Below are 13,922 nucleotides of genomic sequence, written 5' to 3'. Positions count from 1 at the left end.
CCGCAACATCGCCTTGCTGGAGGGCGGTGCAGCAGCCCGAGGGGCTAAGGCGGCCCTCAGTCATTGCGCATGCAGCCACCGGCAAAGCTTGACCACAAAGGCTGCGACTCCAGATGTGTATGCTTTTGCTTGAGAGCCGAAAAAGGCGAGTCCAGCGTGCCCAGTGCGATACATATCCAGTCGGCCCAGTCACCGGCCTGCCTGGACCAGAACAGGGATGAGCCGCAGTGCTGGCAAAACTGCCTGTGCACGGAAGCCGACGATGCATAGGATTTGATGTCGCTTTGCCCAGAGACTATGCACAAATCCTTGCGCGGCACGGCGCCATAGCTCGCAAACGCGGAGCCATGGCTTTTACGGCACTGCCCGCAATGGCAGTGGGTCACGGCCCTGGGCGGCGACAGCAGCCGATAGCCGACTCTTGCACATAAACAGCTTCCCAGATAGTTATCGGGCACGACTCGGTCTCCAAATCCTCTATCCCCAACACCTGGTCCGCAGGCATCGAATATCTGCCGCTGCGTGTCTGCATGCATCCCATATGCCTTGACCGCCCTGGCGCTGCCGGGCAAGGCCGCGTTCCGAATGGAGTTGCCCGGCGTACGCTCAGAGCATCATGCCACCAGACACTTCAATGCGCTGGCCCGTGACCCAGTTGTTGCCATCGGCAAGCAATGCGGCAACCGCGGCGCCCACATCGTCGGGGCGCCCCGCCCGGCCCATGGCGGTCAGGCCGCTGATATGGGCGTTGAGCTGTGCATTGTCGCGCACCACGCCGCCACCGAAATCCGTCTCTATGGCGCCGGGGGCAATGGTGTTCACGGCGATGCCGCGTGCACCAAGCTCCTTGGCCAGGTAGCGCGTCATCACCTCAATGCCGCCCTTCATCACCGCATAGGCGGCGTAGCCGGGGAGACTGAAGCGTGCCAGCCCGGACGAGGTATTGATGATGCGTCCGCCGTCCCGGATCAGGGGTAGCAGTTTCTGCGTCAGAAAGAACGTGCCCTTGAGGTGAATATCGACGAGCAGATCAAACTGCTCTTCCGTGGTTTCGGCAAACGGCGCCACCAGGCCGATACCGGCATTGTTCACCAGATAGTCCAACTGTTCGCGCTGCCAGGTATCGGCCAGCACGCGCCTGACGCTGTCCGCAAATGCGGCAAAGCTCTTGCTTTCACCAACGTCCAGGCGCAGCGCCACGGCGCGACTGCCCTGTGCCTCGATGCGGGATACCAGCTCCTGCGCATCGCTTTCGCTGTCCTTGTAAGTGATGATCAGATGAACGCCGAGCTCGGCCAGCTTGAAGGCTTCGCTACGGCCCAGGCCACGGCTTGCGCCGGTGATCAATGCGATACGGGGTGCAGATGCTTGCATGTCGGTCTCATGGAGGATGTCAACAAGCCAGCACTTTAGGTGTTCTCCATTCATGAATAAACACTTTGAAAAATATCGCACTGTTCACTTTGAAAATACAATAAAGCCATGGATTTCAATGCGCTTCATGTGTTCACCCGCGTTGCCGAACTCTCCAGCTTCACCCAGGCCGCAGAACAGCTCGGGCTGACCAAAAGCCGTGTGTCTACCGTGGTGCAGCAGCTGGAAAAGCAGCTGGGAACCCGTCTGCTGCAACGCACCACCAGACATGTGCGGCTGAGCGCCGATGGCGAGCAGTTCCTTGAGCGCAGCAAGGAACTCATGGCCGACCTGGAACAGCTGCAAGCCATGTTCCAGCCTGCCGCCAGCGGGCTGCGAGGCAGTCTGCGCATCGATATGCCCAACTCTCTGGCCCGGGATGTCGTCATTCCGAAACTGCCCGAATTCCTCTCGGCCCACCCTTTGCTGGAAGTAGGCATCAGCACCAGCGACCGCCGCGTGGATGTGGTGCAGGAAGGCTTTGACTGTGTGGTGCGCATTGGCCCGCTGGCAGATACCGACCTGATCGCCCGCACCATCGGTGAGATGGAGATGTGCAATCTGGCCAGTCCCGCCTATCTGGAGCGCCACGGCACGCCCGCAACACTGGCCGATCTGTCACGGCACCGCATCATTCACTATGCGAACCAGCTCGGGCGGCATGGCGCGGGCTGGGAGTATCAGCACGGCAAGGAGACCGCCTTGCAGCCCATGCGCTGCGCCCTGGTGGTCAACGGCACGGATGCCTACCAGGCAGCCTGTCTTGCCGGCCTGGGCCTGATTCAGGCACCCGTCCGGGGTGCGCGCCATCTGCTCGATCAGGGCCTGCTGGTCGAAGTCATGCCCGACTTCAGGGCGGCGCCCATGCCGGTGTCCCTGCTGTATCCGCATCGCAGGCATATCGCGCCGCGGGTCACCGCATTCCTGAACTGGATCACCGAGGTGCTGGAGCCCCATCTGGCAGACATGGAGCGCGCTTGATGCCTGGCCACGGGACAAGCGTGTTCGTACGCATAATCCGGCGATGACTTCCATTCGAGCTTCCCGCCCCGACGAAGGGGCACGAGCGATCGAGATCTGGCGCCAGGCCGTTGATGCCACACATGACTTTCTGAGTCCGCAGGATCGCGCAGAGATTGACGAGATGGTGTGCGGCTTTCTGCCAGACGCCCCGCTTTGGTTCGCCGTCGACGAGCACGACCATCCCCTGGCATTCATGCTCATGGACCAGGGCCATATGGAAGCGCTGTTTGTGGACCCCGACTTCAGGCACCAGGGCCTCGGTGCGACGCTGGTGCGCCACGGCCTGGCACTGCATCCCGAGATGAGCACCGATGTGAACGAGCACAACGCTCAGGCAGTGGGCTTTTACGAACGCCTGGGCTTCAAGCGCACGGGCCGCTCCCCGCATGACGGACAAGGCCGCGCCTACCCCATCATCCATCTCAAATACGCCAATCCCTGAATGACCGGCCGGCTGGACTACGCACGTCGACCCGGCACGGATCGCAACATCCAGCGCTTCAAATGCTATCTAAATAAGAGCATATTGCGCCTGTCTTTTATTGACTATGACCACAAAACATTCAAAATTCGAATGCAGTCAGGCGCAAGCAGCTTCTGAATACAGAGCATCGCAGTCGCCGGCTGCTGCTGTGTTGCAGCGCCGGCGCCATGGTTTCTCCGGCTCCGGGGCAAGCGCCGCACGCCACACCACAGGCTCGCCATAGACCGAGCAAAGAGATGCGAGATCAGCGCTGCGCCTGCGCAGCAGAATCCGCTTGCCTAGAATCGGCGCCTGTGTCGAAAGAACCGTCATGGCCCGCGCCGTGGCCATGAAAGGCTTTCATTCTTGCAACCGACGGTGTTGAAGATGAGCAAGCCTTTCATATCCCTGTGTCCGGAAATCACGCGGGCCAATGCACTGAATCTGATGGACTGGCTGAGCGACGAAGACGTCGTGCGTCACCTCAGCGATTCGCGTCATGTCTCGCGTCACATAGAGCAGCTCATTGACCGGGTTCAGCTGCCCATACTCACCCATCTCTTCAATCAGGGCGGCCGCTTCTTCATGGCATACGACCGCGACGACCTGCCCGTGGGCTTCGTGCGCCTGATCCGCAATGGACCGGACTGCGAAATCGTGCTGGTCATCGGCAAGCGCGACAACTGGGGGCGCAAGCTCGGTGCCAGCGCCTTGCACGAGGGCATGAAGCTGGCCTTTTTCGACATGCGTGCCGAAAGACTGATTGCGAGGATCCATGCCGACAACACGCGCTCGCTCAAGGCCTTTGCGCACAACGGCTTTGTGCTGGAGAGTGAAACGCCCGCACTCAAGTCCTATGCGATGACGGCGCAGCGCTACCTCCAGCGCTTGCGCGCCGGGCTGCCGGGAGCGGCGGGCGGCATTTGCATCACCGCCGTGGATCAGTCACGCCTCAGAGATCTGCTCGCCCTGGAATGGGAGTCGCAAGCGGTCGATCTGGAGCATGAAATCGAGCGTGCCGCCGTCGTCGATGCCCGGCAGGTACAGCGCAATGTGGTCACGATGAACTCCAAAGCCTTGCTGCGCCTCGATGAGGTGGCCGTCGAAGTGGCCCTGGTCTATCCCGAGGATGCCGATGACAGTGCAGGAAGGCTCTCGGTTTTCTCGGGCGTGGGCACGGCCATTCTGGGCTGTCGGGAAGGAGACCGCATCGACTGGCGGATTCTCGATCGCACCTGCCATATCCGGATCGAGAAAGTGCTCTACCAGCCCGAGGCAGCCGGGCACTTCCATCTGTAAGCCGGCTCAGGCTGGGGGCATTCACTGCACCGCCTTGAACAACAAAATCAATAGCATCTCCCGCTGTATCTCAATGGATTTCAGATTCAAAGAGTCTTGTAATCCTTTTAAATCAAGCGAAGACAGCTTCCATATCAGAAGCAGTCAAGCGCCTACCCCTCCTCAGACGGCGGCGTGAATATTCTTCTCGCCAAACAAGGCGCGCATGCTCACCACCTTGCCGGCGCCATTGAAGCGAAAGTGATCGATGGGCGCAATCACTGTCTTTCGGCCCTGATACTCGAAACTAACGGTGAAAGCGAAGGCCGCCTCGTCGGCAACCGCGCGCACCTCCTGCGTCAGCTCCACCACTAGCGGCAGCTTGAGCGAGTTGGCGTAAAACGCACGAATCGCAGCCGTGCCGCACCTCGGCTCGGAGCCCACGGGGTCTTCCACCGTGGCGTCATCGGCAAACAGCGCGACGATGCCGTCCAGATCGCCAGCGTTCAGCGCAGCCACATAGCGCTGCACAACCGCGGTCATATGTTCTGGGGTATTCATCTCAAATCATCCTTTTAGCAAGCGCCGTTGGAAACCGGCAATGCCCAAACAAGGGACGGCAAGCAAAAAAAGCCGCCTTGCGGCGAGGCCATAGTCTCCCTCCCGCAGAGAGAGGGGGGAAGACGCAGGGCCTGCCTCGGGGGAGGTCAGAACTGTGTCGGACGCATCACCGCATCAATGCCGCCATCAATGACGATCTGCGCTCCATGCACATAGCTTGCGGCCGGGCTCATCAAAAAGGCGATGACCGACGCCATCTCGGACGGCTCGGCTCGGCGGCCCATGGGAGGCACGAACTTGGCAATGGATTCGCCATAGCGCGGATCCTGCAGACCCGCCTGCAGCAAGGGAGTCTCGGTCGCGCCGGGGGCGATGGTATTCAGACGCACGCCGGCCTCGCCCCAGACGGCGGTGCGTTTGCGCACAGCCACCGTCAAGGCATTCTTGCTGCCCGCATAGGCCAGATTGCCGCCCTGCTCTCCCGCTTGTTCGACAATGGCGCGGGCCTTGGCTTCCTCGCCGGCCTCCAGTGCCGGTGCCAGTGGGTTCTTGTCAAAAGCCAGATGCGCGGAAGCCACGGACGAGATGACGACGGCTGCGGGCTGCCGGCCCTGTTTCAGCAGCGGCAGAAAAGCATCCATCAGCTCGGTCGCGCCAAAATAATTGACCGAAACCACATTGCCGAGCACCTTGGTCTGCGGCCCCAGGCCGGCGCACAGCACCAGGCCGTCCATGCCCTTGCTGCACTTCGCCAGTACATCGGCAATCGCCTGCTTTCGACCTTCGGCCGTCGAGAGATCGGCAATCACTTCCGCATCGCGTATATCGATGCCTACGATCTGGTGGCCGGCCGCTTCCAGGACCTTGCGCGTAGCGGCACCAATGCCGGTGGCGCAGCCGCTCATCACGATGATGGACATGTCTTGTTTCCTTTTGTCTGGGTGGTGATGGCGCACATCTAAGCCCATCATGAAAACTCAGACTACATGCAAACGGACGATGTAATTCCCCTAGGGAAAATTTACCGTGGCCCTTCCTACACTGGCGCAACATCTGCGCGTGAGGAAATCCAGCCATGTACCCCCATCTCTTCCAGCCCATCACCATCGGCCATATCACCCTGAAGAACCGGGTTCTGATGGGCTCCATGCATACCGGGCTGGAGGATCAGGCGCAGGGTTTTGAAAAGCTGGCCCTCTTCTACACCGAACGTGCACGGGAAGGGCTGCAGCTCATAGTCACCGGGGGCTTTGGCGTCAACGAGTACGCACTGGGAATGCCCGAGCATGCCGAGTTCTCGACACTGTGCACGCCAGAGCAGGCGGCGCGACACCGCCTCATCACCGATGCGGTGCATGCCGAGGGCTGCCATATCCTCATGCAGGTACTGCATGTGGGCCGCTACGACCACGGCAGCGGCGGCGTCTCGCCCAGCAGCGTGCTCTCCAGGCTCAGCAACCGCAGCTCGCGCGAACTCAGCGCGGCCCAGATCGAGCAGATCATTGCCGACTATGTGCGCTGCGCCTGCCTGGCCCGCGAAGCCGGCTATGACGGCGTGGAAGTCATGGGCGGCGAGGGCTATCTGATCAACCAGTTTCTGGCGCCGCTGACCAACTTCCGCACCGACGAATGGGGCGGCAATGCCGCCGGCCGCAGCCGCTTTGCGCTGCGCATCGTACAAGGCATACGCGCGGCTGTGCCCGAGAACTTCGTCATCAGCTTTCGCCTGTCTCTGATGGACCTGGTCGAGCATGGCAGCCACTGGAAGGAAGTACTGGACCTGGCCCGCCAGCTGGAAGCCGCTGGCGTGAACCTGTTCAACACCAGCGTGGGCTGGCATGAGGCGCGCATTCCCACCATCGCCATGATGGTGCCGCGCGCTGCATTCAGCTGGGCTGCCGAGCAACTCAAGCAGGCAGTCAGTGTTCCCGTGGCGGCCAGCAACCGCATCAATACCCCCGAAGTGGCCGATGACCTGATTGCCCAGGGTCATGCCGACATGGTGGCCATGGCTCGCCCCTTTCTGGCCGACCCGGCCTTTGTGCGCAAGGCGCAGGCGGGCCAGAGCAGCGCCATCAACACCTGCATTGCCTGCAATCAGTCCTGTCTGGATCGCATCTTCACGCGCCAGCAGGTCAGCTGCCTGGTCAACCCCAGAGCCTGCCGCGAATGGGAATGGCCGCAGGAAAAAGCCGCAGTTCCGCGCAAGATCGCCGTGCTCGGTGCTGGACCCGCAGGACTGGCCTGCGCGCGCGAGGCGGCCGACCGAGGCCACAAGGTGACGCTGTTCGAGCCCGGCATCCGCATCGGCGGCCAGTTCTTTCTGGCGCAGAAGGTGCCCGGCAAGCAGGAGCTGGGCGAGACGCTGCGCTACTTCGAGCATGAGATCCAGCGCCTGGGCATAGAACTGCGGCTCAACACCACACCGGACATCAACACCCTGAGCGTCTTTGATCACGTGGTCGTGGCCACGGGAGTGACACCGCGGCGCAGCGGCATTGAGGGCGAGAACAGCTCCAAGGTGGTGGACTATATCGAGGCCTTGCGCAGCCCCCGCTTTGTCGGCGAACGCGTGGCCATCGTGGGCGCGGGGCCGCTGGGCTTTGACATGGCCGAATTGCTGGCCCATCACAAGGCCGACGACGGCAGCGTGGCCGCCTTTGACCGCGAATGGGGCATTGATCCAAAGCGCGAGCAGCGCGGCGGCATCAAGGCCAGCGAGAAAGCCGATTCGCCGCGTCAGATCTGGCTGCTTCAGCGCAGCAAGGCGGCCATGGGCAGCACCTTGCCAACCACCACGGGCTGGATTCGCCGCGCCCGGCTCAAGAACAAAAGCGCACGCATGTTCAACGATGTGGAGTACATCCACGTCGACGACAACGGCCTGCACCTGCGCATACGCGGCGAGCAGCGCTGCCTGAGCGTGGACAACATCGTGGTCTGCGCCGGCCAGGAATCACATGACCCCTGGTCATCAAGACTTCAAGCACAAAACATTGCGCACACAGTGATTGGGGGCGCGCGCAATGCCCACAAAATTGATGCAGCGCGCGCCATCGAAGAAGGGGCCGAACTCGGCCGAAAACTATAGGAGACAGCGAAACAAAATGAGCAATCCCCACGCATCAATGCTGGAGCCGGGCCGTATCGGCACCATGGAGCTGAAGAACCGCATCATCATGGCCCCCATGGGCGAGAACTACGGCGGCACCGACGGTATCTGCGGCGAACGCGCCCAGGACTATTACGAAGAGCGTGCCAAGGGCGGCACCGGCCTCATCATCATGGGCACGGCCGCCATCTCCTGGCCCACCGGCACCAGCGAGCCGCACCAACTGGGCATCTCCAACGACAGCTTCATCCCCGGTCTGGCCGAAGTCACGCGCCGCGTTCACTCGCACGGCGGCAAAGTCGCCATCCAGATCAATCACAGCGGCAAGGTCGCTGCCAATGACCGCACCCACGGGCGCGAGATGTGGGTGTCCTCGATTCCGCCCGACGGCCCTGTGGCCGAAGCCATGCGCACCGTCACGCCCAAGGAGTTCTCGACCTTTGTGGGAGTTGGCCCCTACCCCGACCGCTACCGCGTGATGGACAAGGCCGATATTGCACAGATGGTGGAATGGTTTGCTGCGGCCGCCCTGCGCGCCAAGCAGGCCAACTTCGATGCTGTGGAAGTGCACTGCGCGCACAACTACATGATCGCCAACTTCCTCTCTCCCTTTTTCAACAGCCGTACCGACGAATACGGTGGCAGCTATGAAAACCGCAGCCGCCTGCTGCGCGAAGTGCTGACTGCCGTGCGCGAGCGCGTGGGCGCCGACTTCCCCATCTGGGTGCGTATCGACGCCGAGGAAATGCACACGCCCGGCGGCATCACCATGGACGAGGCGCTCAAGACCGCCAAGCTCTGCGAAGAGCTGGGCGTGGATGCCATCAATGTCTCGGCCTATGCGCGCCTGCCCACAGGCACGGCCTTCACCGATGCACCGATTCCGCAAAAGCAGAATGCCTATCGCGAATTTGCCACCGGCATCAAAAAGGCTGTCGGCATTCCCATCATCTCGGCCGGCCGCTGGGAGCTGGATGCCGCCGCCGCCGCCATCAGCAATGGCGAGATTGACTTTGTGGCCATGGGCCGCAAGCTGCTGGCCGACCCCGACCTGGCCAACAAACTGCAAGCCAACGCCGCCCAGAGCGTGCGCCCCTGCATTTATTGCTATGCCTGCGTAAGCGAGATTTTCATCAACAAGGGCATCAAGTGCGCGGTCAACGCACAGACCGGCCACGAGGCGAGCAGGACCATCACCTTTGCCGAAAAGCCCAAGCATGTACTGATCGTCGGTGGCGGCCCTTCGGGCATGGAGGCCGCCCGCGTCGCCGCCCTTCGCGGCCATCGCGTGACGCTGGTCGAGCGCAGCGACCGCCTGGGCGGCACGCTGTTCTTTGCCGCACTGGCCTATCCCGAGAACGGCCGCCTGCTCGACTATCTGGTGCGGCAGATGGACCACCCGAACATCCAGCTGCGCTTGAACACCACGGTCGACGCCGGGCTGCTGGCCGAGCTGCAGCCTGACGAAATTCTGGTGGGCACCGGCGCCAGGCGTGCCGCGCCCGCCATCGAAGGCGCGCAGCAAAGCCATGTCTGGAGCGGCGACGAACTGCGCCGTCTGATGACGGGCGATCGCGCCGAAGAAATTGCCAAGGCCAAGCTGAATCTGGCCGAGCGCGCGCTGTTCAAGGCCGGCGGCATGTTCAAGGTGACGGACAGCACGGCAGCGATCCAGAACCTGTCCAAGCTGTGGATGCCCCTGGGCAAGCGCGTGGTCATCATCGGCGCAGGCCTGGTCGGCCTGGAACTGGCCGAGTTCCTGCTCGATCGCGGCCGCGAAGTCACCGTACTGGACCCCGGCACCCATCCCGGTACCGAGCTGGCCATCGTGCGCCGCTGGCGCGTGTACGACGCCGTGAAGAAGCACGGCAAGCTGCTGATGCAGTCCAACGTCACGCGCATCGAGCGCAAGGAAGTCGTCTGGACGGACAAAAAAGGCGAGGAATACCGCACGCCAGCCGACTCCGTGGTGCTGGCCATTGGAGCCGAGGCTGACTCCGCCGTTGCCGACCAACTGCAATCCCTTACCCGGACTCCCGTGCGCCGCATCGGCGACTGCCAGGACCTGGGCTATATCGAGGGCGCCATGCATTCAGGCCATCAGGCCGGACGCGAAGTCTGAAGATACTCCTTGATAGCTGAAACCGCCTGCGCGCTCCATGCACGCAGGCGGTTTTCTATTGGAGTCATCGCATTTCGGTAGAACGGAGCAAGAGGCTTAATCTGGCCGGAAGCGGGTCTCCGCAACTGCAGCAAAATAGGCTCGAACCTGCCTCTCACTTTTGCTCCACCAAGGATTGACTGTCCCGATGCCTACGCCTGAGCGCTTCGTTGCGGATGTCCTCCAAAATATCAACAATCGTACGATTCTTGAACGCTGGGATGATTTGAATCTTCCAGATGGCTGGCTTGTTGCAGGCTGCTTATTTCAGACAGTTTGGAATTTGCAGGCGCAGCGGAATCCAGAGGATTCCATCAAAGACTACGATCTCTTTTACTTTGATCCATCGAGCACCACTGACGGTGCGGAGCAGAAGATGCAAGCACATGCCGATCGCGTTTTACGCGACCTTGGCATCAGGATTGAAGTCACGAACCAAGCTCGGGTTCACTTGTGGTACGAGTCATATTTCGGTCGCCCATATGAGGCACTGCGAAGCTCTTGCGAGGGAATAGACCGATTCCTGATCCCAGCTACCTGCGTGGGTCTTCGCCCAGGCGGCCTCTATGCACCGAACAGCCTGGATCTGATCTATGACGGAGTTTTGGCACTCAATCCATTGACGCCGCATCGTGAGCTTTTCCAGCAAAAGGCCGAGTCTTACCAAGCGCGTTGGCCATGGCTGCGAATCGTTGCCCACGGTCATCAGCCTCAGAGAATTGATGCACTCTGATGTGTGCCTGCATGTCCGCCCAGGGTCGTGCTGGGACGGTGGCCTACCGGCCACGAGCAGACCTTACACTTCGGTGCAGGCCGTTCAATTTACTCACGGCTCGCACTATGAAAAGTCTTTCCCATGTCTAAAAGTGACGCTGCAACAACTGTCGTAGTAAGAGAAGTCCAGCCACATGACTTTGAAGCCTGGCTTTCACTCTGGGATGGCTATAACGCTTTCTATGGAAGGTCCGGAGCTACCGGACTGGCGAAGGAAATTACCCAAAAGACCTGGGAGCGATTCTTCAATCCCATCGAACCTGTATTTGCGCTGGTCGCTGAAGATGCAGGAGAAGTGGTTGGTCTAGCGCATTACATATTTCACCGTAGTACTACGAGACTTGGTCCGGTCTGCTATCTGCAGGATCTTTTCACGGCCCCGAAAAGGCGTCAGCTTGGAGTTGGAAAGGCCCTGATCAGCAAGGTCTATAAGCAAGCAATGCTGGCTGGCTCAAATCGCGTCTATTGGCAAACACAAGCAACCAATGAAGCCGGCCGAGCGCTCTACGACAAGTTAGCCAAACATAGCGGTTTCATCGTGTATAGCCATGAACTGTAGTCTCTCACTCCAGATGGGCGAATGAGGCTCGTCAATTAATGCTGGCTTTGGGTTGACTCGATGCTCGAATGCAGCCGCTGCTTTCAACCAGGACGCTCTTGCCCAATGCCGGCCTCTGCATCGACCTGGTCAGGGCATGCATGGCCCACAGCGTCCAGCTCGAGATAGACCCAGCCTCACGAGCTGTATAAAGAAACAGTAGACTTTGGACTTGATAGCTCCAGGAAAAGTCCAGACATGCCAGCAGAACTCGAACCAGAAGACGTCTCCATCTTCGAAGACCGCCTTTGGCACCACAAGGGCTGGGAAGCCCGCGTCATCAAGAATGAAGACGACGATGGATGGGCGGTGTCAATGACTCAGGACGGCCAGGCGGAACCAGCTCTGGTCGGACCATGGACCATGGGGCGCGACAAGAAGAATCCCAAGCCTCTTGACGTGTCGGCCTTCAACACGCTGGTGAAAACTGCCAGCGAAGTGATACGTCGCCATGAGCAGCACCAGGCAGCGCTGTTGCACAAAGCCATACAGATTGAAGTTCGCGGATTGCGCGTGACGGTGGCTCTCGATATTGAGCCCGATGAGGACAATCCCACGGCGACTCTCACGGCCACCGCGGCGGACGGCAGCGAATTGGCCAAGGTACGAGTCCGGCCGGACCATAGTCTCACCCGTGCTTCTGCACAGCACTGGGCAGACGCAGGCTACCCGCGTGAGAGCGAGGACTGAACCTCCGGACAAGACCCTTGTTCAGAAGTCGGGGGCCCTTTCAGGGCGACCAATGTCCGTAGCATGGCCTTGGCTGCTTGTGGAAGCTGACTTGAGCACCGGAAGAATGTAATGCCGGAGAAATTGAGCACACCACCCAGCCGACCTTCCCAGGCATGCCCGACACTGCGGAGCCCCGGTCAAGGAGCTGCATTGACCCGTTGAAACCACAGCCGTCAGCGGACATTGGATATCGCACCACATCTTCGGATTGCATGAGTTAGCTCGAAAATCAGCCAGATGCCCAACCTTGACCTGTTTGATATCCATCTCCACCGCTGGAGTGCGAAGGCGGCTGGTGACCCCTTCACAACTCATACAAGTGACCTTCTGCCAGTCATCCTTGCAAGGAACTGGGCAGATCTTCCTGCGATGATCAAGATCACGCGAAACCTTGACGAGCGCATCGGCGGCAGAGTGCTTCAATGGTGGGACTGCAATGGCGCAGCGCAAGTCTATGCTTGCGACCAAGATTCAGGAGCGCTGCTGATGGAGCGCGCAACCGGCTCCAGGCATTTGCTGCACATGGCTAGAGAAGGCGAAGATGATGCAGCGACAAGCTGTATCTGCCACACCATCGAGCAACTGCATTCAAAGAGATCCTCGGCACCACCCGAAGAACTGCTGCCGCTGACGGATTTTTTTAGGTCACTCGCGTTGATGGCGCAGCAGGAAGGCGGTTTGATGGCCGAATGCGCAACGGTGGCAGCTGAGCTGCTGCATGAGCAGCGCGAGCCTGTCGTCCTGCATGGCGACGCGCACCATGGCAACATACTCGATTTCGACAGACGTGGATGGCTGGCGATAGATCCAAAGCGCGTCACAGGTGAGCGGTACTACGACTACGTTAGCGTGCTGTGCAACCCCGACCTGGAGACTTGCACCGACCCGGGGCGCTTTGCGCGGCAGCTTGAAGTAGTCATCAATGTCACGGGGCTGGAACGTTGGCGTTTACTCAAATGGGTGATGGCTCACGCCGCTTTGTCGGCAGCCTGGTTCCTGGAGGACGGAGAGCGCACCAGGGCCAACAGGCAGCTGGCCGTTGCGCATCTCGCCCGACAGGCACTGGGATGAGGCTTCCAGCTCTGCCGCCAAAAAGCCGGCTCTCGGACGGCCGGCCTCGGGTTCACGCGCCGGACCGAGCGCGCAGCGCCGCTTCGAACCGAGCCAGCTCCTGCTGCAGCGTGCCGCGCTGCCTGAAGCGCAGGCCTGCCCGCTCATACCAGTTCTCGGCGTCCTCCAGATCGCCTTCCTGCAGATGCAGCAGTCCGTGCAGCCAGGCCGCGAGCAGGCCTTCATGTCGCTGCACGGCATCGTGCGCGGCATTCCATTGCCCGGCTCGCATCAGCGACAAAATGACTTGCAGCTGCGCATTGACTTCGCTCATGACAGGACTCCGTCGCGCTCAGGCCAGCAGCGCCTGCTGCACCAGGTGGCTGTCCACATACTGCTCCATGCTCGTGATCCTGCCCTCCTTGAGCCGGTACAAGTGAGCGAAGCCCGCCGTCATCGCCTTGCCCGTTTTGCGGTAGGTTCCCGAATAGACGCCGAAAGCTGCCACACGGTCGCCATCGGCCAGGTAGGTGTGGACCTTGGCGCTGTAGCCGTCCCACTCCGTCGCCAGCCGCTGGAACACGCCCGCGACGATCTCCTGCGGGCCGACATAAGTTCCTGCATAGGGAAAACCGGCGGCCTCGGTCCATTGAGCATCGGGCGCCAGTGCTGCCAGCAGATTCCTGCCGTTCTCTTCGGACGAACCTTCGTAGGTCGCGCGGATGATATCCAGATTGGTGGTCATGGTGTGCATCCC

Annotated in this window: 15 protein-coding genes; 9 read left to right on the top strand and 6 right to left on the bottom strand. The window is 60.8% G+C overall.

Annotated features, from left to right (window positions below; all coding sequences use genetic code 11):
* Window positions 1-56: 56 nt before the first annotated feature.
* Together CSE6_RS15070 and CSE6_RS15065 are read right to left on the bottom strand one after the other, a co-directional pair.
* Window positions 57-458 carry a GFA family protein gene (locus tag CSE6_RS15070; protein ID WP_059440875.1) on the bottom strand — a complete coding sequence of 134 codons (402 nt, stop codon included), beginning with the start codon at window positions 456-458 and terminating at the stop codon, window positions 57-59.
* Window positions 459-606: 148 nt separating this feature from the next.
* Complete coding sequence (locus tag CSE6_RS15065; protein WP_059440874.1) at window positions 607-1,374, bottom strand: SDR family NAD(P)-dependent oxidoreductase; 768 nt, start codon at window positions 1,372-1,374, stop codon at window positions 607-609.
* Window positions 1,375-1,482: 108 nt separating this feature from the next.
* On the opposite strand from CSE6_RS15065, the gene CSE6_RS15060 reads away from it, so the two are divergent.
* The 3 genes from CSE6_RS15060 to CSE6_RS15050 all read left to right on the top strand — a co-directional run bounded on the left by CSE6_RS15060 (window position 1,483) and on the right by CSE6_RS15050 (window position 4,198).
* Entirely contained in the window at window positions 1,483-2,394 is a 912-nt protein-coding gene (locus CSE6_RS15060; protein ID WP_059440873.1) for a LysR family transcriptional regulator, read from the top strand.
* A 43-nt stretch (window positions 2,395-2,437) separates the two neighbouring features.
* On the top strand, window positions 2,438-2,878 hold the full coding sequence (locus CSE6_RS15055; protein ID WP_034378490.1) for an acetyltransferase: 441 nt from the start codon (window positions 2,438-2,440) through the stop codon (window positions 2,876-2,878).
* A 408-nt stretch (window positions 2,879-3,286) separates the two neighbouring features.
* Complete coding sequence (locus tag CSE6_RS15050) at window positions 3,287-4,198, top strand: bifunctional GNAT family N-acetyltransferase/nucleoside diphosphate kinase regulator (RefSeq protein ID WP_034378487.1); 912 nt, start codon at window positions 3,287-3,289, stop codon at window positions 4,196-4,198.
* Window positions 4,199-4,360: 162 nt separating this feature from the next.
* Here CSE6_RS15050 and CSE6_RS15045 read toward each other — a convergent pair whose 3' ends face one another.
* Together CSE6_RS15045 and CSE6_RS15040 are read right to left on the bottom strand one after the other, a co-directional pair.
* On the bottom strand, window positions 4,361-4,738 hold the full coding sequence (locus CSE6_RS15045; protein ID WP_034378486.1) for a steroid Delta-isomerase: 378 nt from the start codon (window positions 4,736-4,738) through the stop codon (window positions 4,361-4,363).
* Between the two features lie 146 nt (window positions 4,739-4,884).
* On the bottom strand, window positions 4,885-5,658 hold the full coding sequence (locus CSE6_RS15040) for a 3-alpha-hydroxysteroid 3-dehydrogenase (RefSeq protein ID WP_034378482.1): 774 nt from the start codon (window positions 5,656-5,658) through the stop codon (window positions 4,885-4,887).
* 155 nt (window positions 5,659-5,813) lie between these two features.
* On the opposite strand from CSE6_RS15040, the gene CSE6_RS15035 reads away from it, so the two are divergent.
* From CSE6_RS15035 to CSE6_RS15010, 6 genes are all read left to right on the top strand, one after another.
* Entirely contained in the window at window positions 5,814-7,829 is a 2,016-nt protein-coding gene (locus CSE6_RS15035; protein ID WP_034378481.1) for an NADPH-dependent 2,4-dienoyl-CoA reductase, read from the top strand.
* A gap of 16 nt (window positions 7,830-7,845) precedes the next feature.
* A complete protein-coding gene (locus CSE6_RS15030; RefSeq protein WP_059440872.1) occupies window positions 7,846-9,972 on the top strand; it encodes an NAD(P)/FAD-dependent oxidoreductase in 2,127 nt (708 codons plus the stop codon).
* Between the two features lie 187 nt (window positions 9,973-10,159).
* Window positions 10,160-10,744, top strand: coding sequence for a nucleotidyltransferase family protein (locus tag CSE6_RS15025; RefSeq protein WP_059440871.1), 585 nt, complete (start codon window positions 10,160-10,162; stop codon window positions 10,742-10,744).
* Between the two features lie 123 nt (window positions 10,745-10,867).
* On the top strand, window positions 10,868-11,344 hold the full coding sequence (locus tag CSE6_RS15020; RefSeq protein WP_034396803.1) for a GNAT family N-acetyltransferase: 477 nt from the start codon (window positions 10,868-10,870) through the stop codon (window positions 11,342-11,344).
* Between the two features lie 237 nt (window positions 11,345-11,581).
* The gene (locus CSE6_RS15015; RefSeq protein ID WP_034396802.1) at window positions 11,582-12,073 is read left to right on the top strand and encodes a hypothetical protein; all 492 of its coding nucleotides are present in this window, start codon (window positions 11,582-11,584) and stop codon (window positions 12,071-12,073) included.
* A gap of 279 nt (window positions 12,074-12,352) precedes the next feature.
* Entirely contained in the window at window positions 12,353-13,186 is an 834-nt protein-coding gene (locus CSE6_RS15010) for an aminoglycoside phosphotransferase family protein (RefSeq protein WP_083994745.1), read from the top strand.
* Window positions 13,187-13,238: 52 nt separating this feature from the next.
* Here the strand turns inward: CSE6_RS15010 and CSE6_RS15005 are convergent, their stop codons facing one another.
* Together CSE6_RS15005 and CSE6_RS15000 are read right to left on the bottom strand one after the other, a co-directional pair.
* Window positions 13,239-13,499, bottom strand: coding sequence for a hypothetical protein (locus CSE6_RS15005; protein ID WP_059440870.1), 261 nt, complete (start codon window positions 13,497-13,499; stop codon window positions 13,239-13,241).
* A gap of 18 nt (window positions 13,500-13,517) precedes the next feature.
* Window positions 13,518-13,910, bottom strand: a complete 393-nt coding sequence (locus CSE6_RS15000; protein WP_059440909.1) for a nuclear transport factor 2 family protein — start codon at window positions 13,908-13,910, stop codon at window positions 13,518-13,520.
* Window positions 13,911-13,922 lie beyond the last annotated feature (12 nt).

It is taken from the genome of Comamonas sp. E6, from assembly GCF_001010305.1.
Taxonomy (GTDB): domain Bacteria; phylum Pseudomonadota; class Gammaproteobacteria; order Burkholderiales; family Burkholderiaceae_C; genus Comamonas; species Comamonas thiooxydans.
This window is presented reverse-complemented; position numbering and strand designations above follow the sequence as displayed.

Bases quoted from the DNA above. Each gene is read 5' to 3' on its own strand.
- CSE6_RS15050 (WP_034378487.1), top strand. From the start codon at position 3,287: ATGAGCAAGCCTTTCATATCCCTGTGTCCGGAAATCACGCGGGCCAAT.
- CSE6_RS15065 (WP_059440874.1), bottom strand. From the start codon at position 1,374: ATGCAAGCATCTGCACCCCGTATCGCATTGATCACCGGCGCAAGCCGT.
- CSE6_RS15030 (WP_059440872.1), top strand. From the start codon at position 7,846: ATGAGCAATCCCCACGCATCAATGCTGGAGCCGGGCCGTATCGGCACC.
- CSE6_RS15020 (WP_034396803.1), top strand. From the start codon at position 10,868: ATGTCTAAAAGTGACGCTGCAACAACTGTCGTAGTAAGAGAAGTCCAG.
- CSE6_RS15060 (WP_059440873.1), top strand. From the start codon at position 1,483: ATGGATTTCAATGCGCTTCATGTGTTCACCCGCGTTGCCGAACTCTCC.
- CSE6_RS15055 (WP_034378490.1), top strand. From the start codon at position 2,438: ATGACTTCCATTCGAGCTTCCCGCCCCGACGAAGGGGCACGAGCGATC.
- CSE6_RS15005 (WP_059440870.1), bottom strand. From the start codon at position 13,499: ATGAGCGAAGTCAATGCGCAGCTGCAAGTCATTTTGTCGCTGATGCGA.
- CSE6_RS15025 (WP_059440871.1), top strand. From the start codon at position 10,160: ATGCCTACGCCTGAGCGCTTCGTTGCGGATGTCCTCCAAAATATCAAC.
- CSE6_RS15015 (WP_034396802.1), top strand. From the start codon at position 11,582: ATGCCAGCAGAACTCGAACCAGAAGACGTCTCCATCTTCGAAGACCGC.
- CSE6_RS15040 (WP_034378482.1), bottom strand. From the start codon at position 5,658: ATGTCCATCATCGTGATGAGCGGCTGCGCCACCGGCATTGGTGCCGCT.
- CSE6_RS15035 (WP_034378481.1), top strand. From the start codon at position 5,814: ATGTACCCCCATCTCTTCCAGCCCATCACCATCGGCCATATCACCCTG.
- CSE6_RS15045 (WP_034378486.1), bottom strand. From the start codon at position 4,738: ATGAATACCCCAGAACATATGACCGCGGTTGTGCAGCGCTATGTGGCT.
- CSE6_RS15010 (WP_083994745.1), top strand. From the start codon at position 12,353: ATGCCCAACCTTGACCTGTTTGATATCCATCTCCACCGCTGGAGTGCG.
- CSE6_RS15000 (WP_059440909.1), bottom strand. From the start codon at position 13,910: ATGACCACCAATCTGGATATCATCCGCGCGACCTACGAAGGTTCGTCC.